The following is a 26,502-nucleotide window of genomic DNA, read 5'->3' on the forward strand; positions in this document are numbered from 1 at the left end:
TAAAAAAAAACTAAGAAGCTAAGCTTCTTAGTTTATTGTACGCCATAAGTATCAGCAAACGCATCTATTATGTCTTTCGCAATTGCTTTATTAGTATCATCGTGGTCTTCGTCTAAGTTCGGCAGCATCACACTAATCGCGATCTGCGGTTTATCATGAGGTGCGTAAGCGACAAGATTACTGTTGATCGTATTCACATCTGGATGTCCATCTGGAACTGTCTCAGCTGTCCCTGTCTTTGCTGCGGGATCTAACTTAGCTGAAGCAAGATCTCTGGCAGTGGTATAAGGATTTGTGCCATGGACCGCTTGATAAAAGCCTTCTCGAATAATACTCATTTGCTCAGGCGTGATATTTACTTGATTCAATTTCTTACCTGTAATCTCTTGTTGTAGTGAACCTAAGCCACCACTGTCATTGTTTCCATAAATTCCTTTGACTACGTGAGGTGAGATTCTCGTCCCACCATTAGCGACTGTCGCCGCATATTGGGCTAATTGCATTGGTGTATACGTATCATACTGACCAAACGATAAATCTAGTAGATTCCCTGCACCGGGGGCTTGATCTGTACCAAATTGATCATTCACTAAACCAGGTGATTCATTCGGCAAGTCAATCTGAGTCTTCACGCCCATGCCATATTCCGCAAGCCCTTTTCGTAATTTTTCATACATTTCTTTAGATGAGGCAATTTCCGGCAACGTCATATCGTATTGATATTGTACACCTAACATCCGCAAGACAATCTGCATCATGTAAGCATTAGAAGAAATTTCCAAAGCTTGGACAGTGTTCAGGGGAATTTGATTTCCCAACACTTTATTGTATATAGAACTTTTTTGAGATGTTCCACCCAACTTGATTGGTTGATCAATCAAGGTATCATTGCCACTAATTGCTCCTGATTCGTAACCAGCAGTAATCGTTCCGCCTTTAACCACAGAACCCGGAACAAAAGAATTCGTAATGGTGCCTAGTGTATTTTCCGTCAATGTCTTGCTATTCACATCATGTTCGAAACCGGTCATAGCATAAACTTCCCCAGTATTCGGATTCATTGCTACCGCGTACGCACCTGGTGAATACTTAGCGACACCACTATCAACTAAACTTTGAAAATGTTTCCGTAGAATATCTTCAACTTTTTTCTGGAACTCCGTATTAATGGTCAAGACAAGATTTGAACCCTTCTCACCTTTTTTGACCTCTTGCTGCTTCTCGATATTGCCTTGTTGATTCAAGGTTACTTTGTATTCGCCTTTTTTTCCTTGCAACTGTTCTTCGTATTGTTTTTCTAAATAGCTCTTACCAACCCGATCGTTTCGAGCGTACCCTTTTTTAAGTAGAGCCTCTGCTTCTTCAGCTGGCAGCCCTTCTTTTTCAGTCGTAATATTTCCTAAAATACTTTTTAGCGAGCCATCTAAGTCATCATTATAAGAGCGATCCCAGTCGGTACCAGTAGAAACGCCTGGCAAATCAGCGGCATGTTCAGCAACAACTGCTAATTCTTCATCGGTAACTCCCTCGTTCTTCACAAAAACTGTGCTAAGAGCCGATGCCGCATTCATCCGTTTAAAGATTGTCGTTGCTTTTAATTGATTCTCATCAAACTGAATCTCACTATCTTTTACTTTATCAACCAGCTTTAAGTATTCATTTGACGTATCTAGATTCTTTTCTTTAAAAGAAAGCCGCTCCTCGGCAGTCTCCAAATTTTTCTGATCTGCTAACCAATAGTCTTTTTTATCTCGTGCCGTCAATCCTTCATCTGCTGGAACATTAATCCACGTGTTTAGCTTATCTGCCAACTCACGAATATCCTTGCCTTCCATCATGTTTCTCCGGGTAAATGTGATCGCCGGGTTTGCCTGATTATTGACCAACGCGACCCCTTTTGCATCATAGATTACCCCACGAGGTGCATTTTCTTTGACTGTAATAGTCGTAGAAGACTTCATCTCTGCTTTCATTTTATCACCATTAACGATTTGCAAATATCCTAGTCGGGTGATTAGAATTACAAAGAGTCCAAAGATGACAAAAAATAAAAAATTCAATCTAAAAGGAATATGACTTCGATTTTGATTGCGGCCTTTTTCGTCCCCGAGTTTTAGTTTCTCAAAAAATTTTTTTAATGGATTCGTTGGTTTCATTCATACGTTCCTTCCATTTCGACAGTTACTTGTCTTATTGTAGCCGAAAATATGTTTTTTAAAAAGGATTAATCGTATGACCTTTACCATAGTTTAAAAACTTCCATCACTTTTTATAGGAGAAAAAACAGAGAGTGTTTCACGCCGATATGATAATTTTTTTATTTGACAAATTAATCCGCTAAAATTCCTCGTTTCCACTTAACAAAAAACTAATTTTTCGTGAAACATTCTTCAACTGATTTTTCTGTGGAAAACTTTGGGTTCTAAAAAGCGAGTTTGACGCATTTTCTTTAAAAAGTTTTCCACAAATGAATTCGCACTACGAATTGGCTTTTTTCTTCTATTAAATGATCGTTGTCATCTTCTGATTACTACACAAAAAATCCGATGAGTTTCCTCACCGGATCACATATGTCTCGTATACGATTAACCTTGGTTACGACTCATGTTATCGATATCGTCTTTGATCGCATCAACGAATAGATTCAATTCTTGAACTTCTTGGTCCTCGCTACCGTAGCGACGAACATTGACTGTCGCACTTTCCACTTCTTTATCACCAATAACTAATAGATAAGGAATTTTTTGTGTCTGTGCTTGACGAATCTTGTAGCCAAGTTTTTCATTGCGGTCATCCACTTCCACTCGAACGCCTTCGCGCATCAAACGGTCCTTCACTTCATAGGCATAATCGCCATGGTGTTCTGGAGATACCGGTAAGATCGCTACTTGCTCTGGAGCCAACCAAGTTGGGAATGCCCCTTTGTATTGTTCAATTAAGTAGGCAGTGAAGCGTTCCATGGTTGAAACGACGCTACGGTGAACAACAACTGGGCGATGTTCTTTCCCATCTTCACCAATGTAAGACAATTCAAAACGTTCAGGTAATAGGAAGTCAAATTGGATCGTAGACAATGTTTCTTCTGTTCCTAAGGCTGTTTGGACTTGGACATCCAATTTAGGTCCATAAAAGGCTGCTTCACCATCTGCTTCAAAGTAATCAAAGCCTGATTCATCCATTACTTCTTTTAATAACCGTTGTGAGTTTTCCCACATCTCATCATCATCGAAGTATTTTTCAGTATTTTCAGGATCACGGTAACTTAAACGGAAACGATAATCTTCAAAACCAAAGTCTTTATACACTTCTAAGATTAAGTCTAACGTCCGACGGAATTCTTCTTTGATTTGATCTGGTCGAACAAAGATGTGGGCATCATTCATCGTCATTTCACGAACACGTTGTAGCCCAGACAAAGCACCAGATTTTTCATAACGGTGGTCCATCCCAAGTTCAGCTAAACGAATTGGCAACTCACGGTATGAGTGAATGTGATTTTTATAAATCATCATGTGATGTGGACAGTTCATTGGACGTAAGACTAATGATTCCTCACCGTCTCCCATATCCATGATTGGGAACATATCATCCTTGTAGTGATCCCAGTGACCAGAAGTTTTGTACAAGCCAGTGTCCGCAAGAACTGGCGTATAAACGTGTTCATAGCCCATTGAAATTTCTTTATCAACGATGTATCGCTCGATCACGCGGCGGATAGTGGCCCCTTTTGGTAACCAGAACGGCAAGCCTGAACCCACTTCTTGTGAGATCATAAATAAATCTAATTCTTTCCCTAATTTACGGTGATCACGTTCTTTGGCTTCTTCACGCATCTTCAAGAAATGATCTAGATCCGCTTGATTAAAGAAGGCTGTTCCATAGATTCGTTGCATCATTTGGTTATCAGAATTTCCACGCCAGTAAGCGCCCGCTACTGATAATAATTTGAAGACTTTGATTTTTCCAGTTGAAGGAACGTGTGGTCCGCGACATAAGTCAGTGAATTCACCTTGTGTATAGGCTGTAATCACTTCATCTTCTGGTAGATCAGTAATCAATTCTACTTTGTAAGGATCATAGCTAAAGAAATCTAGCGCTTCTTGGCGGCTCATGACTTTGCGTTCGATCGGTAAGTTTTCTTTGACAATCTTCTTCATTTCTTTTTCGATTGCCGGGAAGTCTTCTTCACTGATTTGGTCGCCTTCTCCATTATCTGTATCATAGTAGAACCCAGAATCAATGGCTGGACCTACACCAAAGTGCATGTTAGGAAATAAACGACGGATCGCTTGTGCCATTAAATGAGCGCTTGAATGACGCATTAATGGTAGGGCTTCTTCATCACTTTCAGTGACGATTTTTAATTCCGCGTCTTCTTCAATCCCGCGATTCAAATCTTCTAATTGACCGTTCACTACAACGGCTAAGGCTTTTTTGGCTAATGAGCTAGAAATACTTTTTGCGATTTCTAAACCAGTCACACCATTGTCAAATTCTTTTGCTGATCCATCTGGAAATGAAATTTTTACCATCCTGTAGTTCCCCCTTATTAGTTTTGATTGATAGAAAAAAGGATTCTTAAACACGTTTTTTTGTTAGGCAAGTGACGTTTAGATACCCACGGCTAAGCGGAATCGGTAATAATGGTTGGATTTTCAATAGAAAACTTCAACCAGGATCTGATATACCTATCGTTCTACTAATTCGGCGAAAGCTGAAAGTAGAACTAACAAAAAAGTCCTAGTACCGTAACGGTACTAGGACGAATAAACGTGGTTCCACCTAATCTTTGGACAGAATTTCTGTCCCTCACAAGCGATAACGGCGCTGTCCGCCCCTGCATTTAACAGGAGTCTTTTGAAAGTGGTCATCCCTCGCGCTTGTCTGGAAAAGTTTCAGCCGTGCTCTTCCTCTCTGCTAAACAGCTTTCAAGTTCAGGTGTCTTTCTTCATCAATCAATTACAAACACATTATAAACACTTATTGATTTAAAAAGCAAGTACAACATTTATTATTTCCACTTACCGCCTTGCGCATAGCGATCTTTTTGCATTTCATTAATGATGACATGGATGTTTTCCTTGGGTGCACCAGCTGTTCTAGACACCGCCTCCGTTACTTCTTCCACCATTTTAGTTAACTGTTCTTGTGTTCTGCCTTCTACTAATTCGATGTGTACAAATGGCATGCTGAATCACTCCTCTTATTTTTATTACTTCGCTTAATTTTAACACAATTAAATAAAGAATAAGAGATCATCGTAGCCCTATTTTTTTGACCACAAAATAATCTCATCGGGACTGAAATACAGCTGCTGTTGCCCTGTAAAACGAACCAAATATTTTTCTTGTTTGGTATCATAAAAAACGATGATACCAAAAATCCCTTTAAAAGGTCCTGTAGTTACTGTAACGCTCTCACCCAATTTAAATTTTTCCACCTTTATTCCTCCCTCATTTCTTCGACTTTACTAAAGCATAAAAAAAAAGAAACCATTCGTCAATCAGAAGCTTCGTCAAAGTCAAATCATTATTGATAGCCCTTTCTTCATGGTAAAGTAAAACAATAAGACTGGAGGAAGGAACATGGATATCTATTTACATTTTACGAATCAGGCGAAAGAAGCAATTGCGTTTTATGAAGAAGTTTTTGAAACCGAGCCCGCTCAAATCATGACGTTTGGGCAAATGCCTCAGGATGAAGAGAACCCATTAGATGACCGGTTCAAAGACTTGGTTCTGAATGCTAACCTTAAGCTTAATGATACAAATGTCATGATTTCAGATAGTCCAGAAGGGATGGCTCCGCCAATTGTCGTTGGAAATAATGTCGCTTTAGTTTTTAATGCCACCACTGCTGAAGAAGCAACGAAAATCTTCAATCGCCTCACTGAAAAAGGAACGATTTTGTTGCCGTTGGAAAAAACTTTTTGGGCAAAATTATATGGAATGGTCAAGGATCAATACGGTGTCATGTGGCATATCAATCTCTATTAGAGAAAGGATGAACGATCATGGAGCATCAATTTGGCTGCTGTCTTTGGTTTGATCACAATGCTGAAGAAGCTGCAGAATTTTACTTAGAAACGTTTGAAGATAGTCACAGAAAAGAAACCTTCTATTATGTAACAGATGACCACGGAAAAATTGGAGATACACTGACTATTACTTTGGAGTTGGCTGGCTGTGAGATCATGCTATTGAACGGTGACGATACATTCAAACCAACGCCAGCAATTTCCTATGTTGTCAATTGTGAGAATGAACAACAACTACAATTTGTCTGGGATCGGTTGAATAGTCCAGGTGAAACGTTAATGCCTTTGACCGATTATCCTGAACTTGGAAAATTTGGCTGGACAACTGATCGCTTCGGATTTTCTTGGCAAGTTCGGCTATGGGATAATTTACAAACCATCCTCCCTTGTATCATGTTCGCCAATCAGAATTATGGCTTAGCGCAAGCCGCAATTGATGAATGGATCGAAATTTTTGGTGGCAAACTAAACTTTATGATCAAAGGAAAAGAAGAACGTTTACGAGCAGCCGGCTTTCAGCTTCGAGGACAAGATTTAATTATTATGGATAGACCCGAGAAACAAGCTTTTGATTTTTCAATGGCAAATTCATTCTATTTATATTACAAAGACCAAGCAGATATTGATGCAGCTTGGGCGGCGATTACAAAAGAAGGCAAAGAATGGCCTTGCGGTTGGATGGAAGATAAATACGGCGTCTATTGGCAAACAGCAAGTAGCCAGCTTGATGACATGCTTCGTGATCCTGATCAGGAAAAATCCAAGCGTGCGACATTGGCAATGTATGAAATGAAAAAAATTGATCTTGCTAAGATGCAGCGAGCTCATGATGGCAGTTGATAGTAGCGACAACGAAGGACAATCAGCAATGTTAGCTGATTGTCCTTCTTCTTGCTGATTTCTGTTCAATTCAGCCTTTTGCTTCTCCCAGTCCTTCTGTGCTATACTATTATGCTGTTAAAAACAGTTTGATGGAAAAAACAAAGGAGGATGCTCAATGAACGCTAGAGAGTACGAACAAGAGCACGTCCAACAGACAAGCACCTTAATCCAACAAGAAATTGCTTTTTTGGACAATCAAAAAAAAGAAACAAAGTCAAAATTTGATACCGACATGTTGGAAAATGCCGGTCAAAAGATTCAAGCCGGTTCCTTTGAAGCATTAGCTGATACGATGGCGGAAACGCGCCAACATGAGCAAGAGTTGTTAGTACGCTATCAAACCTTCGCTTCACAAGAAAAACGTCAAAAAGTGCTTAAACTAATGGGGCAAAATCCCTACTTTGCTCGGATCGATTTTAAAGAAGACCAAGAAGCGGAGACACTTTATTTAGGAATCGCTTCTTTAAGAGATACAAAAGAAGAAACGATCGTCATTGACTGGCGGGCCCCCATCGCCAATCTTTATTATGAAGGCACACTAGGTCAAACCCATTATGAAGCTCATGACGCGATCATTCCCATCGAATTATTATTGAAACGACAATTCAAAATTCGTGAAGGTCAGATTTTATCAATGGTGGATACCTCCGAAGCAATCAATGATGATTTCTTATTAGAAATTTTAGATGAAGCCTCTTCGAACCATATGAAAAATATCGTGGCGACGATCCAACGTTCGCAAAACGAGATCATTCGCGATACGAGAAGCAAAGTTTTAGTCGTGGAAGGAATCGCCGGCAGCGGAAAAACTTCTGCGTTGTTGCAGCGAGTTGCCTACCTTCTTTATCATAATCGCAAATGGCTAGATAACGAACAAGTATTGCTATTCTCGCCAAACCATATTTTTTCAGATTACATTTCGACTGTCCTACCTTCTCTTGGTGAAAGTGGGATACCAACGGAAACCTTCAAAACATTCTTAGCCGCATTATTGCCGACCTATCAGATTCATACGGAGGAAAGTCATGAAGAAGTCTTCCTTTCTGGTCAAGATGACCGTGTCTTGAGAGCGAAAAGTAGTTTTGCCATCGTTCAATCCCTGTATCGCTACGTGAAACAAATTTCTGATTTTGGTCCCTTGTTCCGTGATTTAAAGCTAAAGCAAGATGTATTGATTCCTAAACAGCAAATCCGTAACTGGTACCAAGAAGCCAATCCTAGTTTACCGATGTATCAACGAATGCAACTGTTACAAACGAAACTTTTGAAGAAATTAGGCGGCTTGGAAAAGGATGAGATGAAAAAGGATTGGGCGAAGAAAGCGGCCGACGAATTAGTCGATGCGGTTTTTGTCAATAATCCCGATATGGAAGATTCTGAAAAGGCGGAGCGTCGATTGCGTCGTCAAATGACACAAAAAATTGTCCGAAAGAAATTCCGTCCTATACGCCGCCAAATCAATCGTTTCGGTTTTATCAATTATGCGAAGCAATACCTGCATTTTCTACAACAGGTTCCCGATAGTTTATTAAAACACTATCAACTGACAGAAGAACATTGGAAAACGATGCAAACGGAATTACTGCAAGATTTCAAACGGAAAGACATTAGCTTGGAAGATGGCACCTTATTATTTCTATTAATGAAGGCAATCCATCCACTCGATGTCAGACAAAAGGCCCGTTTTATCTTCATTGATGAGATGCAGGACTTTTCACCGGCACAAGTCGCTTTGTTGAAACATTTGTATCCCAAAGCTACCTACACATTATGCGGGGACTTGAACCAAAAAGTTTTTGGCAATGAAAGTATGGTCCATTCATTGACAGAGATTTTCCCTGAGCAAGAATTGACGCATTTTGAGCTGACAACTAGTTATCGTTCCACTGAGGAGATCACTAATTTTGCCAATCAATTTTTGACCCAAGAAAATCGGGTAGAACTTACCGCTCGCGTAGGCGATTTACCGAATATTTATTATGCCAATGAAAAACGTCAAATGATCGACGGGTTGGTTCAACAAATCGAAGAAACAAAGGAACTGGCAAAGTATTGGCGCACCGCAATCATTGCGAAAACCGTAGAAGAGTGCCAAGACCTTTATAACCAATTGACGCCTGAGCAAAAAGACCACGTCCAGCTACTAACAGATGGTGAGGACTTCATGAAGAAGAGTCTGCTCATTATTCCTACTTACTTAGCCAAGGGGTTGGAATTTGATCGCGTCTTTGCATGGAACGTCTCACCAGAAAATTATCACACGGAACAAGACAAGCTGATTTTATACACCGTCTGCACCCGTGCGATGCATGAACTAAACCTATTAGTCGTTGATCAAAAGAGTCCCTTATTAGAAAGAATACCCGAAACACTTTATCAAGAAAAAGCGATTTAAGTAAAAAAATAAAGAAGACAAGGAAACATAATTTCCTTGCCTTCTTCTTTTTTAATCGTCTAACTCAACGTTATGATAAATTTGTTGAACATCTTCTAATTCATCTAATACGTCGATCATTTTTTCAAATTTTTCTAAGTCATCCCCGGTCAATGTCACTTCGTTTTGCGGAATCATTTGCATTTCAGCCATCGAGAATTCTGTAATGCCCTTCTCCTTCAAAGCTGCTTGGATCTCATTGAAATCTTCTGGTTCGCCATAGACGATAATTTGTCCATCTTCGTCAACAACATCGCGAACATCAATTTCTTTTTCCATTAAATATTCCAACACTTCATCCGCATCAGCACCGGTAAAGCCGAATAAAGCAGTATTGTCGAACATATAAGCAACCGCACCAGAGACACCCATGTTTCCGCCATTTTTACCAAAGGCCGCGCGGACATCAGACGCAGTCCGATTGACATTATTCGTCAAGGCGTCAACGATGACCATTGAACCATTCGGTCCGAAGCCTTCATAGCGTAGTTCTTGGAACGTTTCGTCGCCAGAGCCTTTTGCTTTTTCGATTGCACGATCAATAATATGTTTTGGCACATTATAGGTTTTCGCCCGTTCAATAACAAAACGCAGCTTTTGGTTGGCATGCGGATCAGGGTCTCCTGATTTTGCTGCTGCATAAATTTCGATCCCAAATTTTGCGTAAATTTTACTATTGTTTGCATCCTTCGCAGTCTTCTTAGCTACGATGTTCGCCCACTTACGTCCCATGTTTTCACTTCACTTCCGTTAATTTTTTACTTTTTCATTATAACGACTCCCCTGTACTTTGGAAAGTCTTTTTTAAACTTGAATGGGAAATCGCCCACTTGTCTGTTCAGTGGGACAAATCAATTGATAAATTTGATCAGCACGATACGTTAGAAAATGCTGTTCTCGTTCCTTTTGACCTATTTTCGCAGCAACTGGCAATGCAAACTGCTTTTTCTTTTGGTTTAAATACGCTTGTCCTTTTTGCGTGAAACCTAAAATATGTAACAGTGAATCTGCTTGTTCCGCTTTTATTTCGGCTTCATGAATTTGTAGTAAGACATAGGTAAGTAAACGTTGCAACCGTGGCTGCGTATAGCGTTTCGTAATAATTGCTTGTAAATAATCGGAAAAATTAGCCGCCTTCTGACTGGTCAAGCGGTGCTCCAAGCCCTCATTCATTTGATAAAGCTCTTGCAGCCCTTTCAACGAAGTAGCCCGCAGCTGATACTGCAGCAAGGGCCAAAAATCAGACCAAGAAATGTGTGTGCTTTGCAACGCGCGTCGTGTCTCAACAGGGACAAAGTCTGACACCGCTTCTCCTGCTAAGACCGCTTGTCGGATGCCAGTAGCACTGGCAAATTGATTATCCACCAGTGACTCATCGTGATAGCCTTGATCTTTGCGAGGTAATGGGAAAATTTCCATCGGATGATCGTAAAAGGCATTTTCCTTAGCGTAACTTAACCCTAAAATATGATTTGGCGGAAAATCTTTCGCCTTTGGATAGAGTCGTGACACGGCCTCCGCCATTTTTTCAGGATAACTCCAGCCAACCGGCAATTCATGAAACAACTGATCGATTGCTGTTTGCTCTTCCATAAAAAAACGGCCGTAATCAGCGTAATCAAACGTCGCCTGATTGTCCGTCCCGAAACATAAAGCATCGCAATTCAAGGCTTGCAGCAACTTGATGCTACCCTTCGCGAAATAATCCGCTGATTGAACGGCCCAAGCAAATGGCAACTCCACAACGAGATCAACGCCATTTTTCAATGCTGCTTCGGCCCGCGACCATTTATCTGTAATCGCCGGCTCTCCACGCTGTAAAAAATTCCCGCTCATCACCGCTACAACTACATCTGCTCCACTTAGTTCCCGCGCTTTTTGAGCGTGATATTTATGCCCATTGTGGAACGGATTATATTCCACAACTATCCCGCAACTTCGCAAAGCCATTCCCCCTTTAATCAAAAAAATCTGTCTTCAACAAAAAAACCGAGATTTCTCTCGGCTATTTTTGACAAACAAAAAACCAGCGTTTGCTTGTCTTGTTTGGTTGTTCATCCGTAAAGTCCGCAAAGACCTCAACTTTGCTAAAGCCCACCTCTGTCAGCATGTCTTGATACATTTCTAGGGGATAGGTTCGCTCTTGATGAAGTTCATCAAATCGTTCAAATTTTTCTCCGGCTTCTTTGACGAAAAAGGTTAAAAAATGTTCGATACTATGAGGAACCTCGCCGGGATAACTATCCCACAAAAATGCAAAATCTTCTGTCTGATCATGGAAACTATAATTAGGAAAGACTTCATCCACTTGATAGGTTGAATGCACATCGAAAATAAAGCTACCCTTTTCTTTCAACAACTGATACACGCCGCTAAAAACTTGTTGAACTTGCGTCGCGTCTTGCATATAGCAAAGAGAATCAGAAAAACAGGTCACGGCCTGATAATCCCCGATATCAGTCAAATCCAGCATATCGCCAGCGATCCAATTAATTGAAACATCTTCTTGGATTGCCCGGTCACTAGCCAGCGTCAACATTTCCTCCGATAGATCCAGACCCGTCACCTCAAAGTCTGCCTTAGCAAATTCAACAGCTAACGCCCCCGTTCCACAAGCCAACTCTAAAATCTGCTTGGTCCCTTGAGGTAAGTGTTTCAGTGAAAAGGCTAACCATTGCTGATACAACGAATCATCCATCACTTCATCATAAACAAAAGCAAATGTTTCGTATGCCATTAGTCGATCCAAGCCTCAATGTTTTCTAGCGGTGCATCAGACCATAGTTTTTCTAAGTTATAAAATTCTCGCTCTGAAGGACTGAACACGTGAACGATCAAATCGCCTAAGTCGATCAAAACCCATTTTCCGCCATCTTTTCCTTCTACTCGTTTCACTTCTACTTGCGCTTCTTCTTCCTTGTCAATGATCTCATCAACGATTGCGTTGATTTGACGATCTGAATTAGCGGAACAAATCATAAAATAATCGGCTAATAAAGAGACTTGTGTAACATCCAAGGCAACAATATCCACCGCCCGTTTTGAATCAGCTGCTTTTACTGCAATTTCTAACATTTTTTTACTATCTATGATAATTCTCCTCCTTATAATTGTACAACTTACTTATTATTTTATTCCTGCAACCCAACGATTATAGGTTTCTATCGTTTTAGGATAAATCGGACTTTCACCTTCAACTAAATGTGCTAGCGTATGTTTTGTTTCAAAAGCCACAGCTTGATCTAGATCACTAAAAGCGATCACACGAGCATCTTCTACACTAGGAAAATTCCGGCCCGGCTCGATATAATCTGCCACATAAATAATTTTATCTAACAACGTCATCTCCGCAGATCCCGTCGTATGCAGACGGATCGCATTTAAGATTTCCTCATCAGTAATACTTAGCTCCCGCGCAACGAAATCTGCACCGACAAGTCCGTGCCAAATGGCGTTCCCATATTTTAATAATTCTGTTTTATTTTCAAAGTTTCCTTGATCGATGGCTAGTTGAAACTCTTCGTCTGAACGCTCTTTGGCATAATCATGAGTCAAAGCTGCGATACTGGCTTTTTCCGGTGATTCACCGAAACGTTCAGCCAAAGCGACTGCGGTTTCTTCTACTCCAAGGACATGCTTGAAGCGTCGTTCGCTCATTCGCATTTGAACAGCCTGCATCAAAGCTTCACGATCCATCGCCGTATACTCAGCACTATACTTCATCAAGATATAAACCTTCTTCCGCGATATATTCTCGTACCCGATCAGGGACTAAATAACGAATCGAACATCCTTGCTTTACTTGTTTACGAATGTAAGACGAGGAAAGCTGAATCTCAGGAACATCGACCCAAATAATCGGATAAGGACTTTCCGGTGTAAACCCTGCCCGCTTCACGCCGACAAAATTCACCAGCCGAATCAATTCATCGATTCGATGCCATTTTGGTAAATAGGCCACTTCATCGCCGCCGATAATGAAATAATATTCCGTATCCGGATTTTCAGCAGTCATTTCCAACATCGTATCGATCGTATAACTCTTTCCCTTACGTGCCAATTCTCTCGTATCCACCGACAAAAAGGAATTATCTTCGACTGCCAGCTTCACCATCGCCAATCGCTGCTTACTGTCGATCGTTTTCTTTTCATCCACATGAGGCGGTAAATAACTCGGCAACAAATGTACTTCATCAAATCCCATTTTTTGACCCACCTGTTCCGCAATCATTAAATGCGCATGATGGATTGGATTAAAATTTCCGCCTAATAGGCCCACTTGTTTTTTTGGCATTGTGGAAACCGTTAGCGGTTCAACCTTTGGAATCGTTAAGACATCTGAATACACCCGTCATTCCTCCTTAGTATTTGAACGTATTTAGTATTAGATTGCTTGCACTTCTTTTGAGATCTTTTGATATTTTTCTTTGCTTGACGCTTTATATAATACCAATACTCGTCCAATGATTTGAACAATTTCACAGTTGATTTTCGCTTCTAAAACATGGGCGACTTCTTCAGCCACTTCATCAGTATTTTGTAACAAATTGACTTTGATCAATTCTCTTTTTTCTAACGCTTCATTGATTTGAACAATCACTGCTTCATTCAGACCATTTTTGCCGATTTGAAAAATCGGTTGTAAGTGATGCGCCTGACTGCGTAAGAAACGTTTTTGTTTTCCTCTTAATTCCATTATATTCCCCTTATTTGGATCTTCGTATTTTTATGTCTTAAACGAGTGCCTTACGAGTCAATACATCGACTCCTTTTGGTGCCCAACCAGCCACAACAGCCGGTTTTGATACCGTTACCCAGCCTAATCCGGCGAATACGATATCGGTTTTTTCTTTAATTGAAAATTCAAAACGCACTAATTCAGGAAAATCTGCAACTTCATCAGGCCGCGGCGGCTGCAATAAGCCTCCCACATGTTTCTCATAAAATGCATCAGCCTTTTCAAGTTTCGTCCGATGCGGTTCGATATCATTGGAGACATAGGCGACAAAAGATGCCCGCTCTCCTTGGATAAAATCAAAACGAGCCAAGCCACCTAAAAACAAGGTTTGCCCTTCATTCAGCTGATAGACTTTCGGCTTGATTTCTTTATGAGGGGCGATGATTTTCAAATCTTTTTTACCAAGATAATGCGCCATCTGATGACGATGAATAATTCCTGGTGTATCAAATAGGTACTGACCGTCGTCCAGTGGAATTTCGATCTTATCTAAAGTCGTTCCCGGAAACTGTGACGTCGTAATCAAATCTTGAACGCCAGCCGTTTGCTTAATGATTTGGTTGATTAACGTGGATTTCCCAACATTAGTCACCCCAACCACATACACATCGCGACCTTCACGATATTCCTCAATTTTCGCTAATAGCTCTTCCATTTCATGGGGTTTGCGAGCGCTAGTCAATAAAATATCTACTGGCCGCAAGCCTTCCTCATGGGCACGTTCACGCATCCATTGGGTCAAGCGACCGCGTTTCAACGATTTTGGCAGTAAATCCACTTTATTTCCGACTAACAAGACCGGATTGTCGCCGACAAAACGGTGCAAGCCGGGAATCAACGAACCGTTAAAGTCAAAAATATCCACGACATTCACGATTAACGCATTTGCTTTTCCTAATTCATTTAACAAGCGTAAAAAATCGTCATCGGTTAATGAAACATCTTGAATCTCGTTGTAATGACGCAGGCGGAAACAACGTTGACAATATACTTCGCCGTTTTCCAACCCTTTTTCTAAAGCAGATTGCGGAGTATAGCCTAATTCATTGGGATGATTCGTTTGAATCTTCGCACCGCACCCGATACAATATAATTCTTCTTCCATTTATAATTCACTCTTCCATTTCATCTCAGGGTCATTGCGTAATAAAATATGCATCACACGACGTTCAAAAAAACGATTGATTCGTGTATTCCAACCATCCGTGTCAAGAATTGGGCGTACCAGAATGCTGCGAATCCCAGCAGCACTAGCACCACGGATATCCGTCATAACTTGATCACCGATCATAACTATTTCATCCTTTGAAACACCAAGTTGCTGTTGCGCATTTTTTATTCCTACAGAAAAAGGTTTCATCGCCCGCGAAACAAAGTCCAACTGAAAACTTTCCAGCGCTTTAGCCACCCGACTCGCCTTATTATTTGAGACAACAACAACTGGAATCCCGGCGTCATCCATCATTTTTAACCAATCAATCAGCTCTTTGGTCCCGTTAGGATTGTTCCAAGCAATTAAGGTATTATCCAAATCTGTCAACACAGCTTTAAAGCCATGAGCCTTCAATTGTTCTGGGGTAATTTGATAAATGGCTTCGACCATCCACGTTGGTTTGAATTTATCTAACATGGCAACTCCTATCACTTTTTTTATACATCTACAAAACCTGATTATAACGCAATTTTTCAGAAATCTCTACATTTGACTACAAAGGTTTTAGAAAGACTTTATGAACCCTCGAGCTTTTTGCGTATTAAACAAAAATTGGGGCTTATTATCAAAGAAAAATTAGCTTGAAGAGTAGATTTTTTAGATTCGCAACAATTCACACTTATTTTCGTCACTCGATCATTCTGTTAAACAGTTAAGTCCAGCTATAGTTTTTTACTCGTTACTACTTTTAACTAAAAAAAGAACTGACCCCTAGTTCATAAATAAAGTTAAATTTTTAAAATATCAAAAAATTCTCTATCTTCGTACACATACGATTCCACTAGTTGCACTACAGCGCAAAGTGGAGCTCGCAAAAAAAAAAGACTAGGCTTTGTTTGCCTAGTCTCGGGGTTATTATAATACTTTGGATAAAAAGTCGATGGTTCGTGAATTTTTGGTATGGTCAAAGACTTCTTCTGGAGTCCCTTCTTCAACGATCACGCCACCGTCCATAAAGATCACACGGTCGCCGACTTCTTTGGCAAAACCCATTTCATGAGTCACAATCATCATGGTCATGCCTTCTTTGGCCAGCTGTTGCATAACTTCCAGAACATCCCCGACCATTTCAGGATCAAGTGCTGATGTGGGTTCATCAAAAAGCATTACGTCTGGCTGCATCGCTAACGCTCGTGCGATCGCGATTCGTTGTTGCTGTCCGCCGGATAACGATTGTGGATAGGCATCTGCTTTTTCTGACAAGCCGACTTTTTCCAATAATTCTTTAGCAATGACTTCTGCTTCTGCTTTCGCCAAACCTTTGACCTTTATTGGTGACAACATAATATTGTCTAACACCGTCATATTAGGGAATAGATTGAACTGTTGGAAAACCATTCCCATTTTTTCCCGCGTCTTAAAAATATCATTTTTCTTATCTGTAATATCCGTACCTTCAAATTTGATTGAACCAGAAGTTGGAACCTCTAATAAATTGACACAGCGCAAAAAGGTACTTTTCCCCGATCCAGAAGGACCAATAATTACGACCACTTCACCTGGTGTAATTTCTGCTGAAATATCTTTCAACACTTCATTGTCACCAAATTTTTTATTTAAATGTTCTATTTGAATCAATGCTTCTGTCATTATTATTCACCTCTACACTTATCGTTGGTAGCCTTTGCCAAGTTTTTTCTCCCATAAGTTCAGCAGACGCGAGGTGATGAAGGTCATCACAAAATAAAGTCCCGCCGCCACAATCAATGGTTCTAATGGAATATAGGAGTTTGATACAACGATTTGAGCTGAGCCCATCAATTCATTAATTCCAATCGTTGCCAGTAAAGACGAATCCTTGATTAAGGTAACAAATTCATTACCTAGAGGAGGTAAAATATTTCTTAGCGCCTGTGGCAAAATGACATACCGCATTGTTTGAGCAGGACGCAGCCCTAATGAGTGGGCCGCTTCTGTTTGACCAAAATTGACTGCGGTAATCCCACCACGAATGATTTCCGCCACATAAGCTCCTGAGTTCAATGATAAAATAATCATCCCAGGAAACAATCGATTGACGCTAACCGATAGAACTCCCACATCTAAATCCTTCGAAGGAAAGAAACCTTGTAAGATCAAAAACCCGATTGTAATTTGTAGTAACATCGGAGTGCCACGCAGCACCTCGATATAAATATTTGCCAGCCAGTTTAGTGGTTTGTGCTTCGACAATTTCAACAAAGCCATGACCAAACCGATCAGTGTCCCTAAGCAAACAGTCACCAGTGAAATACCCACAGTGATTCCCGCGCCGGAAATGAAGTAAGATACGTATTTATTTAAAAATGAAAAATCCAAAGCTTATACCTCTATTCTTTTGCTGATTTTTCGGCTAGTTCATGGTTTTGTTTTACAAATTCATCAATCTTGCCTTCGTCACTCAATTTTTTGATAATTTTGTTTAACTCCGTTTGGAATTGATCACTGCCTTTTGGTAATGCAATGGCAAAAGCTTCATCATTAGAGGCTTTTAAATCAATGTTAGCAATCATTAAATCTGGATTTTGTTCTACGTAAGACTCAGCGATTGTTTTTTCGACAACCATCGCGTCCAAAGAGCCACTATTGACTTCAATCACCATGTTCGGTACTTTTTCGATTGAAACAAGTTTCGCATCTTTAAGTTGTGTCTTGACGATGTCTTCTTGAATTGAACCTTTTTGGGCACCAACATTTTTATCTTTCAATGCATCAACACTCGTAAACTTGTCTTGATTTTTTTTGTTGATGATCAAAACTTGTGGTGGATTGTAGTAGTTATCTGTGAAGTTAAATTGTTCTTTCCGTTCCTTTGTTGCTGAGATTGCTGAAATCGCGATATCTGATTTGCCCTCTTTTAATGAAGCTAAGACTGTATTAAAGCTCATATCCGAAACTTCCGCTTTCACGCCTAATTCTTTGGCGATCGCATTCACTAAATCAATATCCGCCCCAACAATTTTATCTTTACCATCTACCATGGTATGAAATTCAAACGGTGCGTAGTCAGCTGATGTAGCGACTTTTAAGACGCCCGCCTTTTTGATTGCTGCTAATTGGTCCTCAGATTTTGCATTTGATGAGGAATCTGCAGTTTTATCGCTGCCCCCACCACATGCTGCTAAAGTAAATAATGCTATTAATGTCATAACTATGCCGGTAATCTTTTTCATCCTGGTTCCTCCTAATATAGGTCACTATTTTTGAAAGCTTATTTCAATGAATTTATTATAGCATGAAATTTTCATAAAACAAGTAAAAAGTGTATAAATATCGATAGCTAATGAAATTAATCGATTTTTACTGTATATATGCAGCAAACTAATGAATAAATATTTTTATTCTCCGCCTTTTTGTGCTAACTGATTGTTTTCTTCTACCATTTTGTCGATCGTTCCATCTGACTTCATTTCTTTGATATATTTATCTAGCTTCTTCACCAGTTTCTCGTTTCCTTTTGGCACTGCGATGCACAAAGAGTCTTCCTTCATGCTTTTTAATGGGATTTCAGCGATCATCAACTCTGGATTTTGATTCACATACGCATCAGCTACGGTTTTTTCTACAACGAGTCCATCTAGCGAACCCTTTTTCACTTCAAGAAAAATATTTGGCAGCTTTTCAATTGAGACTAATTTTGCGTCTTTCATTTGCTGTTTTACGATATTTTCTTGGATCGTTCCTTTTTGCGCCCCAACTTGTTTCCCAGCAAAACTTTCGATTGAGTTTAGTTTATCAGCATTTTTCTTATTAATCACGATTACTTGTGGAGAAGTATAATAATCCGTCGTAAAATCAAAGCTCTTTTCCCGCTCACTGGTTACCGAGATAGCTGAGACGGCGATATCGGCTTTGCCTTCTTTGGCCGCTGCCAAAACTGCATTAAAACTCATATCGACCCAATCCACTTTGACGCCCATTTTTTTAGCAATCGCTTCAACCATTTCTATATCCGCCCCGACAATCTTATCTTTCCCGTTAATCGTCGTGTGAAAACCAAAGGGTGCGTAATCCGGGGACGTAGCGACTTTAATGACCCCTTTTTCTTTAATCGTATCCAATTTGTCCGCTTCTTTTTTACTGCCACAGGCCGCTAATGACAATAAAATTACTCCCGCTAAAACAACCTTCATCATTTTTTTCATTTACAGACCTCCATTACTATGTTGAAAACAGTATAGCATATTATTTCACTATTTACAGATATAAATGAATATTTATTTAAATTTTCGCAAAAAAGATAGTCATGATTAGATTTATATTCATTTTGACGCCTAAAAAAGCGACGGCTTCTGCCGTCGCTTAAAATTTACGAAAACGTTGGTAACGTTTCTCGATTAATTCTTCTTTTGAGTATCGTGCTAACTCCGTCAGCTTTTCAATTAAAGCCTTTTGCATCATGCGAATGATTTTGTCTTCGCTAAGTTTTTTACCTTTTAGCGTTTCGGGAATCACTCGATCGATCACATCTAGCTCCAATAATTCAGCAGCGGTGATTTTCATCAGCTCGGCTGCTTCATCGGCTCGCTTGCCATCCTTCCAAAGAATCGAGGCAAAGCCTTCTGGCGATAAAATCGCATAAATACTGTATTCCATCATCCAAACTTCGTCAGCAACAGCTAAAGCTAATGCGCCACCACTGCCGCCTTCACCAGTCACAATCGAAATGATTGGTACGCGTAAATCGGACATTTCCATCAAGTTACGTGCAATCGCTTCGCCTTCTCCCCGCTCTTCGGCTTCAACCCCACAAAAGGCACCTGGTGTATTGACAAAGCAAATCACCGGACGATTGAATTTCTCCGCCTGCTTCATCAAGCGTAATGCCTTACGATAACCTTCGGGATTCGGTTGACCAAAATTGCGATCCATGTTTTCTTTCAGGTTTGCGCCTTTTTGGATGCCAACGACCGTCACTGGGTTTCCCGCCAGCTTAGCTATTCCGCCAACAATTGCAGGATCATCGCCAAAGGAGCGATCCCCATGAAATTCTTGAAAATCAGTAAAGATTTTTTCGAAATAATCAAGGCTGGTTAAGCGCTCTTGGTGTCGCGCTAATTTTACAATTTCTCCAGCAGTCAGACTCATTTTTCACCCCAGCCTTTCTGTTGATGAAGTGCTAATAATTGTGTTAAACGGTCCCGTAGCTCTAAACGAGGAACGATTTGATCAATAAATCCATGCTGCAATAAAAATTCCGCTTTTTGAAAATCATCGGGTAATTGCTGGCGAATCGTCTGTTCAATAACCCGACGTCCAGCAAAACCGACTAAAGTTTGCGGTTCAGCAAGAATGATATCACCTTCCATTGCGAAGCTGGCTGTTACCCCACCAGTTGTTGGGTCAGTTAAGACCGTGATGTATAAAAGCCCCGCATTGCTATGACGTTTCACAGCCGCAGAGATTTTTGCCATCTGCATCAAAGAAAAGATCCCTTCTTGCATGCGGGCACCACCAGAAGCCGTAAAGAGTACAACTGGTAATTTTTCACTGACAGCTTGTTCAAATAAGCGAGTTATTTTCTCCCCTACGACGGTACCCATACTTCCCATAATGAAGTTGGCATCCATCACACCGATAGCGACCGTTTCACCATTGATCGAGGCTTTTCCTGTCAGAACAGCCTCGTCCAAACCGGTTGTCTCACGAGTCTTTTCGATCTTGGTTAAATAATCCGGAAAATCAATGGGATTTTTCTGAGGTAAGTCGTTGTTCCAATCGATCAAGCTTTTTTCATCAATCGTTAGCGCCAAACGTTCCCAAGCACTGATCCGGAAACTGTAGCCGCAATGCGGACAAACTTTTTCGGCACCCATTTCTTTTTTGTACAAGGTCCGTTTACAATTCGGGCACTTCGCCCACATATCATCTGGTACAGTTGGCTTCGTTGTCGGCGCACTATCGCGGTTAGGATTGATCCGAATGTAGTTTTTTTTCTTATTAAAAAGTCCCACTTAAATTCCTCCTACTCGCTTTGTTGCCACTCAGGTAAAAATGTTTTTTGTAAAAAGCTGGTATCGTAATCGCCAAACAAGACGCTTGGATGACTGATTAGATCCATTTGAAATTCCACATTTGTAATCACGCCATCTGAAACGAATTCCCCTAATGCCCGCTGCATCTTCATCAACGCATCAAACCGGTCTTCGCCATGAACGATGATCTTTGCAATCATTGAATCATAATATGGTGGAATTGTCACTCCACTGTACATCGCGCTATCCACCCGTAAACCTAAACCACCACTTGGCAATAGCAACGTTTTGATTTTACCAGGAGACGGTGCAAAATTGAAGGCCGGATTCTCTGCGTTGATGCGGCACTCGATAGAATGGCCTTGAAATTTCACATCAGACTGTTTCAAACCTAATGGTTCGCCAGCTGCGATTTTGATTTGTTTTTTGACAATATCAATTCCAGTCACCATTTCCGTAATCGGATGTTCGACTTGAATTCGCGTATTCATTTCCATAAAATAAAAATTTCCATTTTCATCTCGTAGAAATTCAATCGTTCCGGCACTTTCATAATTTACGGCTTTTCCCGCTTTGACAGCGATATCCCCCAACATTTTACGGGTTTCTTCGCCAATGACTACCGAGGGCGCTTCTTCCAAGACTTTTTGATTGTTCCGTTGCAATGAACAATCCCGTTCTCCTAAATGGATCACGTCGCCTTGTTGATCACCTAAAATTTGAACCTCGATATGACGTGCTGGATAAATAATTTTTTCCATGTACATTGAGTCATCACCAAAAGCCGCTTTTGCTTCGGATTTTGCAGACAAGAAATTTTTTTCAAGTTCGCTTTTAGTCGGAACTTTACGAATCCCTTTTCCGCCACCGCCAGCTGCTGCTTTTAGCATCACCGGATAACCAATTTTTTCGGCTAGTATTTCGGCTTCAGCTAGTGTGGCAATTGCGCCATCGCTACCAGGAATTACTGGAACACTGGCTTTTTGCATTAATTGACGAGCATGAATTTTATTTCCCATCGCATCGATGGTTTTTTCACTAGGCCCGATAAATTTAATATTACATTCGGCGCACATCGTCGCAAATAAACTATTTTCGGACAAAAACCCAAAACCTGGATGGATCGCTTCAGCATTGGTCACAATTGCTGCGCTTAAAATCTCTTGCATATTCAAATAAGATTCACTCGAACGGGCAGGCCCAATGCAAATCGCTTCATCGGCCATTTCCGTATGTAACGCTTCTTTATCCGCTTCAGAATAAACCGCTACTGTCTGAATTCCCAATTCACGACAAGCACGGATAATTCGTACAGCGATCTCGCCACGGTTGGCGATCAAAATTTTTGAAAACATCGGCATCTATCCAATCATAAAAGTTAGTTCTGCTTCGGCTACTTTTTTACCATCGACATAGGCGATGCCTTTGCCGCAACCTGCTGAAGAACGGACTTTTGTTAATTCAACTTCTAAGACTAAAGTATCGCCAGGTACTACTTTTTTACGGAACTTCGCTTTATCGATCCCGCCAAAATAAGCGGTTTTCCCTTTAAAATCTTCCATTGATAACAAAGCAACCGCACCGGCTTGAGCCATCGCTTCGACGATTAACACACCCGGCATCACAGGTTCGTGAGGAAAATGGCCTTGGAAAAATGGTTCATTGACGGAAACATTTTTCTTTGCTTTGATGCTTTTTCCTGCTTCTAATTCTTCAACACGATCAATCAATAACATCGGATAGCGATGTGGGATGATTTCTTTAATTTCTTCAATCGTTAACATATCTTATTTGCTCCAATCTGAATTAATTAATACGGAACAAAGGCTGTCCGTATTCAACTACATCTTCGTTTTCAACCAAGATTTCGGTAATCGTTCCATCGAATTCACTGGTGATTTCATTCAATAATTTCATTGCTTCAATGATACAAACGGTCTCACCTTGTTTTACCGTCTCACCAACCGATTTAAAGGCTGGTTGCTCTGGTGAAGGTTGCAAATACACGATCCCAACGATTGGTGACGTAATCACTTGCCCCTCCTCAGTGCTTTTTACAGTCGGCGGCGCGCTGTCCGTTTCTGTTGCTGGAACTGGTGCTGCTACGGTCTCAGTAACCGACTCCGGTTGTACAGGTGTCGCTGTTTGTCGACTCGTTTGATTTTTATTCATATACAATTCAAAGCTGCCTTCGCGCAAATCAAACTCGGTTAAGTTTGAATCATTAAACTGCTTCAACAGTTCTTTGACTTCATTGATTTCCATACTTATGCCTCCCAGCGTTTCAAGCAGATCACAGCGTTGTGTCCGCCAAAGCCTAGAGAATTGCTTACTGCGTAATTAACTGCCGTTTCTTTAGCTTCATTGACCACAACATTGGCTTTGACTTCTGGATCGACTTCTTGAATATTTGCAGTTGGCGGAATAAATTGATGTTGCAGTGCCATCAGTGATGCTACGGCTTCCACACCGCCGGCTCCGCCTAATAAATGGCCGGTCAATGATTTCGTACTGCTGACATATGCATTTTCTGTTAAAGCTGCTTCAATTGCTTTACTTTCTGCTTTGTCATTGGCTTGGGTACTCGTACCATGGGCATTTACATAATTGACTTCTGCTGGTTCGATCCCCGCTTCTTTGACTGCTTCTTTAATTGCTCGTGCTGCGCCTTCACCATCTGGTGATGGGGCCGTCATATGGTAGGCATCACAAGTAGCGCCATAACCAACAATTTCGCCTAAAATAGTTGCCCCGCGTTTTTGGGCATGCTCTAATGATTCAAGCACTAAAACGCCAGCACCTTCACCCATCACAAAGCCATCACGCTCTTTATCAAAAGGAATCGATGCACGTGTTGGATCTTCTGAGGTGCTTAAAGCCGTTAAAGCCGCAAAGCCAGAAATCCCGATTTTATTAATACAAGACTCCGCTCCGCCGGCAATAATCACATCAGAATAACCGTGTTTAATATTACGGAAGGCTTCTCCAATAGAATGCGTTCCACTAGCACAAGCCGTTACGGTACTAGTACAAATTCCCTTTGCTCCAATTCGTAGCGCGACATTTCCAGCCGCCATATTCACGATAGCAAGTGGTACGAACATTGGTGAAACACGACCTGGTCCTTTAGCATCCATTTTGATGACTTGGTCTTGAATCGTTCCTAAACCTCCAACACCAGAACCGATCATCACGCCGAAACGTTCCATATTTTCTTCTTCCGTGTTAATGCCGCTCATTTCTAACGCTTCAAGCGCTGAATAGATGGCATACAGTGAGTATGTTTCCATCCGTTTCGTATCTTTTTTAACAAAATATTTTTCTAAAGGAAATTCTTTGACTTCACCAGCTAAAGTAATACCTGTTTCACTGGCATCAAAGCGTGTGATTGGTCCAAAACCATGATTTCCTGCTTTTAAATTCTTTAAAAATGTTTCTTCATCATTACCAATTGGTGAGGCAACACCAAAGCCTGTAATTACGACACGATTCATTTTCTTCCGTCCTTTCTTTACATGACCATTCCGCCATCAACGTTCAAGACTTGACCGGTGATGTAGCTGTTTTGGGCTAAGAACAACGCAGCGTTTGCCACGTCTTCCACACTGCCGAAGCATTTCAGCGGAATTTGACCTTCCATTTGTTCTTTAACTTTATCATTCAATTCATCTGTCATATCTGTTTTGATAAATCCAGGAGCGATCGCGTTGCATGTGATCCCACGAGGGGCGACTTCTCTAGCGACAGCTTTAGTAAAACCAATCACACCGGCTTTACTGGCGGCATAGTTGCTTTGACCAACATTACCAATCAAACCGACAACACTGGAAAGATTAATAATCACACCAGCACGTTTTTTCATCATTTGTTTCAAAACTTGTTGGGTCATATTGAATGTCCCTTTCAAGTTGATGTCTAATACCGCATCAAAGTCTTCCGGTTTCATCCGTAAAAGCAATTGATCTTTTGTGATTCCTGCATTGTTAATCAAGACATCGATCGTCCCTAGATTGGTTTCACAGTCTTTGATCATTTTCCCTGCGTCTTCAAAAGAGCTGATGTCGCCGCAAATAGACGTACATTTCACTCCTAAGGCTTCAATCTCAGCGATTTTTTCTGCCGGAATCTCTTTCCGACCATTCAAAACAATATTCGCTCCGGTTTTGGCGAAAGCTTTTGCAATGCCCCAGCCGATTCCACGACTGCTGCCGGTAATAAAGACAGTTTTATTGGTTAATTCCATTCGGACCTCCTAATTCATTCAGTGTTCTTCTCATCATTCGATCAATCATTCAGTTAAAAAGTCGATCGTCTCAGCCAAAGTTTTGGCATCTTCTACTCGACTAGTAGCTAAGCTACGGTCAATTTTTTTGATAAAGCCAGTTAATGTTTTCCCTGGACCGATCTCAATTAATCGCGTCACACCAAGTTCTTTAAAGGTTTGAACACTATCACTAAAGCGTACTGGCGACATGACTTGCTTCGTCAGCAATGAAACAATTTCTGCTTGAGGCATCACTTTTGCAGTAGTATTTGAAATGACTGGAATTTCCATTTCTTTAAACAAAATCGTCTGCAAAACTTCGTTTAATCGTTTGCTGGCTGGCTCTAACAATGCCGTGTGGAATGGACCGCTGACATTTAGCTGGATCATCCGTTTTGTTCCTGCCGCTTGCAATAATTCTTCCGCCTTCTCGACTGCGGCTACTTCGCCGCCAATCACGATCTGTTGCGGAGTATTATAGTTTGCTGGTGAAACAATTCCTAAAGCCGAAGCTTCACGACAACACGCTTCAATCACCTCAGCGTCTGTATTCATGACCGCTACCATTTTCCCGCTACCAGTTGGGGCTGCTTCACTCATAAATTGTCCCCGCTGATGAACTAGCTGAACAGCATCGCTAAAGGCTAATGCACCTGAGGCAACTAAAGCCGTGTATTCCCCTAAACTTAGGCCAGCAACGGCATCCGCATGGAAACCTTTTTCCTTCAAGACCCGTAAAAAGGCGGTGCTGACTGTCAAGATTGCTGGCTGCGTGTACTTAGTTTCATTTAGCCGATTGTTTTCTTCAAAACACAAATCTTCCATTGAAAAGCCTAAAAGGTCACTGGCCTCTTCAAAAGTTTCCTTTACACGTTTTTCTTGTTGATATAACTCTTTACCCATGCCGACATATTGCGCGCCTTGCCCGCTGAACAAGAATGCTGTTTTCATGATCGTCTCCTAATAGCAGGAAAGGCCAG

At 40.9% G+C, this 26,502-nt stretch carries 28 protein-coding genes; 3 read left to right on the forward strand and 25 right to left on the reverse strand.

Features of this window, described 5'->3' with window-relative positions; translation table 11 throughout:
• Positions 1–32: 32 nt before the first annotated feature.
• The 4 genes from FFM67_RS04885 to FFM67_RS12245 all read right to left on the reverse strand — a co-directional run bounded on the left by FFM67_RS04885 (position 33) and on the right by FFM67_RS12245 (position 5,440).
• On the reverse strand, positions 33–2,156 hold the full coding sequence (locus FFM67_RS04885) for a penicillin-binding transpeptidase domain-containing protein (protein WP_137613475.1): 2,124 nt from the start codon (positions 2,154–2,156) through the stop codon (positions 33–35).
• A gap of 429 nt (positions 2,157–2,585) precedes the next feature.
• Positions 2,586–4,532 carry a threonine--tRNA ligase gene (gene thrS, locus FFM67_RS04890; protein WP_137613476.1) on the reverse strand — a complete coding sequence of 649 codons (1,947 nt, stop codon included), beginning with the start codon at positions 4,530–4,532 and terminating at the stop codon, positions 2,586–2,588.
• Between the two features lie 479 nt (positions 4,533–5,011).
• On the reverse strand, positions 5,012–5,188 hold the full coding sequence (thmT, locus tag FFM67_RS04895; protein WP_071860977.1) for a 2-hydroxymuconate tautomerase: 177 nt from the start codon (positions 5,186–5,188) through the stop codon (positions 5,012–5,014).
• A gap of 78 nt (positions 5,189–5,266) precedes the next feature.
• Positions 5,267–5,440, reverse strand: a complete 174-nt coding sequence (locus FFM67_RS12245; RefSeq protein WP_170177988.1) for a transcription termination/antitermination protein NusG — start codon at positions 5,438–5,440, stop codon at positions 5,267–5,269.
• A gap of 145 nt (positions 5,441–5,585) precedes the next feature.
• On the opposite strand from FFM67_RS12245, the gene FFM67_RS04900 reads away from it, so the two are divergent.
• The 3 genes from FFM67_RS04900 to helD all read left to right on the forward strand — a co-directional run bounded on the left by FFM67_RS04900 (position 5,586) and on the right by helD (position 9,314).
• Complete coding sequence (locus FFM67_RS04900) at positions 5,586–5,996, forward strand: VOC family protein (RefSeq protein ID WP_137613477.1); 411 nt, start codon at positions 5,586–5,588, stop codon at positions 5,994–5,996.
• A 17-nt stretch (positions 5,997–6,013) separates the two neighbouring features.
• Positions 6,014–6,877 carry a VOC family protein gene (locus tag FFM67_RS04905; RefSeq protein ID WP_137613478.1) on the forward strand — a complete coding sequence of 288 codons (864 nt, stop codon included), beginning with the start codon at positions 6,014–6,016 and terminating at the stop codon, positions 6,875–6,877.
• Between the two features lie 157 nt (positions 6,878–7,034).
• On the forward strand, positions 7,035–9,314 hold the full coding sequence (helD, locus tag FFM67_RS04910; protein ID WP_137613479.1) for an RNA polymerase recycling motor HelD: 2,280 nt from the start codon (positions 7,035–7,037) through the stop codon (positions 9,312–9,314).
• Between the two features lie 51 nt (positions 9,315–9,365).
• Here the strand turns inward: helD and FFM67_RS04915 are convergent, their stop codons facing one another.
• The 21 genes from FFM67_RS04915 to fabD form a co-directional block, all read right to left on the reverse strand.
• A complete protein-coding gene (locus FFM67_RS04915; protein WP_071860973.1) occupies positions 9,366–10,085 on the reverse strand; it encodes a YebC/PmpR family DNA-binding transcriptional regulator in 720 nt (239 codons plus the stop codon).
• A 72-nt stretch (positions 10,086–10,157) separates the two neighbouring features.
• Positions 10,158–11,297, reverse strand: a complete 1,140-nt coding sequence (locus FFM67_RS04920; protein ID WP_137613480.1) for a nucleotidyltransferase — start codon at positions 11,295–11,297, stop codon at positions 10,158–10,160.
• 61 nt (positions 11,298–11,358) lie between these two features.
• A complete protein-coding gene (locus tag FFM67_RS04925; protein ID WP_137613481.1) occupies positions 11,359–12,090 on the reverse strand; it encodes a class I SAM-dependent DNA methyltransferase in 732 nt (243 codons plus the stop codon).
• Positions 12,090–12,446 carry a ribosome silencing factor gene (rsfS, locus tag FFM67_RS04930; protein ID WP_281279091.1) on the reverse strand — a complete coding sequence of 119 codons (357 nt, stop codon included), beginning with the start codon at positions 12,444–12,446 and terminating at the stop codon, positions 12,090–12,092. The genes FFM67_RS04925 and rsfS overlap by 1 nt, the downstream gene beginning before the upstream one ends.
• Positions 12,447–12,479: 33 nt before the next feature.
• Positions 12,480–13,076: a bis(5'-nucleosyl)-tetraphosphatase (symmetrical) YqeK gene (yqeK, locus tag FFM67_RS04935; RefSeq protein ID WP_137613525.1), complete on the reverse strand. Its 597-nt coding sequence runs from the start codon at positions 13,074–13,076 to the stop codon at positions 12,480–12,482.
• Entirely contained in the window at positions 13,066–13,647 is a 582-nt protein-coding gene (locus tag FFM67_RS04940) for a nicotinate-nucleotide adenylyltransferase (protein WP_246042935.1), read from the reverse strand. The genes yqeK and FFM67_RS04940 overlap by 11 nt, the downstream gene beginning before the upstream one ends.
• A 90-nt stretch (positions 13,648–13,737) precedes the next feature.
• Entirely contained in the window at positions 13,738–14,049 is a 312-nt protein-coding gene (yhbY, locus tag FFM67_RS04945; protein WP_137613484.1) for a ribosome assembly RNA-binding protein YhbY, read from the reverse strand.
• A gap of 37 nt (positions 14,050–14,086) precedes the next feature.
• Entirely contained in the window at positions 14,087–15,196 is a 1,110-nt protein-coding gene (gene yqeH / locus FFM67_RS04950) for a ribosome biogenesis GTPase YqeH (protein ID WP_137613485.1), read from the reverse strand.
• Positions 15,197–15,721, reverse strand: a complete 525-nt coding sequence (locus FFM67_RS04955) for a YqeG family HAD IIIA-type phosphatase (RefSeq protein WP_071860965.1) — start codon at positions 15,719–15,721, stop codon at positions 15,197–15,199.
• Between the two features lie 438 nt (positions 15,722–16,159).
• On the reverse strand, positions 16,160–16,894 hold the full coding sequence (locus FFM67_RS04960) for an amino acid ABC transporter ATP-binding protein (protein WP_137613486.1): 735 nt from the start codon (positions 16,892–16,894) through the stop codon (positions 16,160–16,162).
• Positions 16,895–16,912: 18 nt separating this feature from the next.
• Entirely contained in the window at positions 16,913–17,602 is a 690-nt protein-coding gene (locus FFM67_RS04965) for an amino acid ABC transporter permease (RefSeq protein WP_137613487.1), read from the reverse strand.
• A gap of 11 nt (positions 17,603–17,613) precedes the next feature.
• Positions 17,614–18,456 (reverse strand): transporter substrate-binding domain-containing protein, encoded by an 843-nt coding sequence (locus FFM67_RS04970; protein ID WP_137613488.1) that lies wholly within the window; start codon positions 18,454–18,456, stop codon positions 17,614–17,616.
• A gap of 165 nt (positions 18,457–18,621) precedes the next feature.
• Positions 18,622–19,428, reverse strand: coding sequence for a transporter substrate-binding domain-containing protein (locus FFM67_RS04975; RefSeq protein WP_137613489.1), 807 nt, complete (start codon positions 19,426–19,428; stop codon positions 18,622–18,624).
• Positions 19,429–19,585: 157 nt separating this feature from the next.
• On the reverse strand, positions 19,586–20,371 hold the full coding sequence (locus tag FFM67_RS04980; protein ID WP_137613490.1) for an acetyl-CoA carboxylase carboxyl transferase subunit alpha: 786 nt from the start codon (positions 20,369–20,371) through the stop codon (positions 19,586–19,588).
• On the reverse strand, positions 20,368–21,237 hold the full coding sequence (accD, locus tag FFM67_RS04985; protein WP_137613491.1) for an acetyl-CoA carboxylase, carboxyltransferase subunit beta: 870 nt from the start codon (positions 21,235–21,237) through the stop codon (positions 20,368–20,370). The genes FFM67_RS04980 and accD overlap by 4 nt, the downstream gene beginning before the upstream one ends.
• A gap of 11 nt (positions 21,238–21,248) precedes the next feature.
• The gene (locus FFM67_RS04990) at positions 21,249–22,613 is read right to left on the reverse strand and encodes an acetyl-CoA carboxylase biotin carboxylase subunit (protein WP_137613492.1); all 1,365 of its coding nucleotides are present in this window, start codon (positions 22,611–22,613) and stop codon (positions 21,249–21,251) included.
• A gap of 6 nt (positions 22,614–22,619) precedes the next feature.
• Positions 22,620–23,042 carry a 3-hydroxyacyl-ACP dehydratase FabZ gene (gene fabZ, locus FFM67_RS04995; protein WP_137613493.1) on the reverse strand — a complete coding sequence of 141 codons (423 nt, stop codon included), beginning with the start codon at positions 23,040–23,042 and terminating at the stop codon, positions 22,620–22,622.
• Between the two features lie 22 nt (positions 23,043–23,064).
• On the reverse strand, positions 23,065–23,523 hold the full coding sequence (accB, locus tag FFM67_RS05000; protein WP_137613494.1) for an acetyl-CoA carboxylase biotin carboxyl carrier protein: 459 nt from the start codon (positions 23,521–23,523) through the stop codon (positions 23,065–23,067).
• 2 nt (positions 23,524–23,525) lie between these two features.
• The gene (fabF, locus tag FFM67_RS05005) at positions 23,526–24,752 is read right to left on the reverse strand and encodes a beta-ketoacyl-ACP synthase II (RefSeq protein WP_137613495.1); all 1,227 of its coding nucleotides are present in this window, start codon (positions 24,750–24,752) and stop codon (positions 23,526–23,528) included.
• A 17-nt stretch (positions 24,753–24,769) separates the two neighbouring features.
• The gene (gene fabG, locus FFM67_RS05010) at positions 24,770–25,501 is read right to left on the reverse strand and encodes a 3-oxoacyl-[acyl-carrier-protein] reductase (protein WP_137613496.1); all 732 of its coding nucleotides are present in this window, start codon (positions 25,499–25,501) and stop codon (positions 24,770–24,772) included.
• A gap of 45 nt (positions 25,502–25,546) precedes the next feature.
• Positions 25,547–26,473: an ACP S-malonyltransferase gene (gene fabD, locus FFM67_RS05015; protein WP_137613497.1), complete on the reverse strand. Its 927-nt coding sequence runs from the start codon at positions 26,471–26,473 to the stop codon at positions 25,547–25,549.
• Positions 26,474–26,502: the final 29 nt, after the last annotated feature.

This window comes from Enterococcus viikkiensis, assembly GCF_005405345.1.
GTDB classification, from domain to species: Bacteria; Bacillota; Bacilli; order Lactobacillales; family Enterococcaceae; genus Enterococcus_A; species Enterococcus_A viikkiensis.

Bases quoted from the DNA above. Each gene is read 5' to 3' on its own strand.
- FFM67_RS04970 (WP_137613488.1), bottom strand. From the start codon at position 18,456: ATGAAAAAGATTACCGGCATAGTTATGACATTAATAGCATTATTTACT.
- FFM67_RS04980 (WP_137613490.1), bottom strand. From the start codon at position 20,371: ATGAGTCTGACTGCTGGAGAAATTGTAAAATTAGCGCGACACCAAGAG.
- FFM67_RS04975 (WP_137613489.1), bottom strand. From the start codon at position 19,428: ATGAAAAAAATGATGAAGGTTGTTTTAGCGGGAGTAATTTTATTGTCA.
- yhbY (WP_137613484.1), bottom strand. From the start codon at position 14,049: ATGGAATTAAGAGGAAAACAAAAACGTTTCTTACGCAGTCAGGCGCAT.
- thrS (WP_137613476.1), bottom strand. From the start codon at position 4,532: ATGGTAAAAATTTCATTTCCAGATGGATCAGCAAAAGAATTTGACAAT.
- yqeH (WP_137613485.1), bottom strand. From the start codon at position 15,196: ATGGAAGAAGAATTATATTGTATCGGGTGCGGTGCGAAGATTCAAACG.
- FFM67_RS04925 (WP_137613481.1), bottom strand. From the start codon at position 12,090: ATGGCATACGAAACATTTGCTTTTGTTTATGATGAAGTGATGGATGAT.
- FFM67_RS04900 (WP_137613477.1), top strand. From the start codon at position 5,586: ATGGATATCTATTTACATTTTACGAATCAGGCGAAAGAAGCAATTGCG.
- FFM67_RS04915 (WP_071860973.1), bottom strand. From the start codon at position 10,085: ATGGGACGTAAGTGGGCGAACATCGTAGCTAAGAAGACTGCGAAGGAT.
- FFM67_RS04885 (WP_137613475.1), bottom strand. From the start codon at position 2,156: ATGAAACCAACGAATCCATTAAAAAAATTTTTTGAGAAACTAAAACTC.
- fabZ (WP_137613493.1), bottom strand. From the start codon at position 23,042: ATGTTAACGATTGAAGAAATTAAAGAAATCATCCCACATCGCTATCCG.
- yqeK (WP_137613525.1), bottom strand. From the start codon at position 13,076: ATGAAGTATAGTGCTGAGTATACGGCGATGGATCGTGAAGCTTTGATG.
- FFM67_RS04960 (WP_137613486.1), bottom strand. From the start codon at position 16,894: ATGACAGAAGCATTGATTCAAATAGAACATTTAAATAAAAAATTTGGT.
- FFM67_RS04955 (WP_071860965.1), bottom strand. From the start codon at position 15,721: ATGTTAGATAAATTCAAACCAACGTGGATGGTCGAAGCCATTTATCAA.
- fabD (WP_137613497.1), bottom strand. From the start codon at position 26,473: ATGAAAACAGCATTCTTGTTCAGCGGGCAAGGCGCGCAATATGTCGGC.
- FFM67_RS04990 (WP_137613492.1), bottom strand. From the start codon at position 22,613: ATGTTTTCAAAAATTTTGATCGCCAACCGTGGCGAGATCGCTGTACGA.
- accB (WP_137613494.1), bottom strand. From the start codon at position 23,523: ATGGAAATCAATGAAGTCAAAGAACTGTTGAAGCAGTTTAATGATTCA.
- helD (WP_137613479.1), top strand. From the start codon at position 7,035: ATGAACGCTAGAGAGTACGAACAAGAGCACGTCCAACAGACAAGCACC.
- FFM67_RS04905 (WP_137613478.1), top strand. From the start codon at position 6,014: ATGGAGCATCAATTTGGCTGCTGTCTTTGGTTTGATCACAATGCTGAA.
- fabG (WP_137613496.1), bottom strand. From the start codon at position 25,501: ATGGAATTAACCAATAAAACTGTCTTTATTACCGGCAGCAGTCGTGGA.
- FFM67_RS04940 (WP_246042935.1), bottom strand. From the start codon at position 13,647: ATGCCAAAAAAACAAGTGGGCCTATTAGGCGGAAATTTTAATCCAATC.
- fabF (WP_137613495.1), bottom strand. From the start codon at position 24,752: ATGAATCGTGTCGTAATTACAGGCTTTGGTGTTGCCTCACCAATTGGT.
- thmT (WP_071860977.1), bottom strand. From the start codon at position 5,188: ATGCCATTTGTACACATCGAATTAGTAGAAGGCAGAACACAAGAACAG.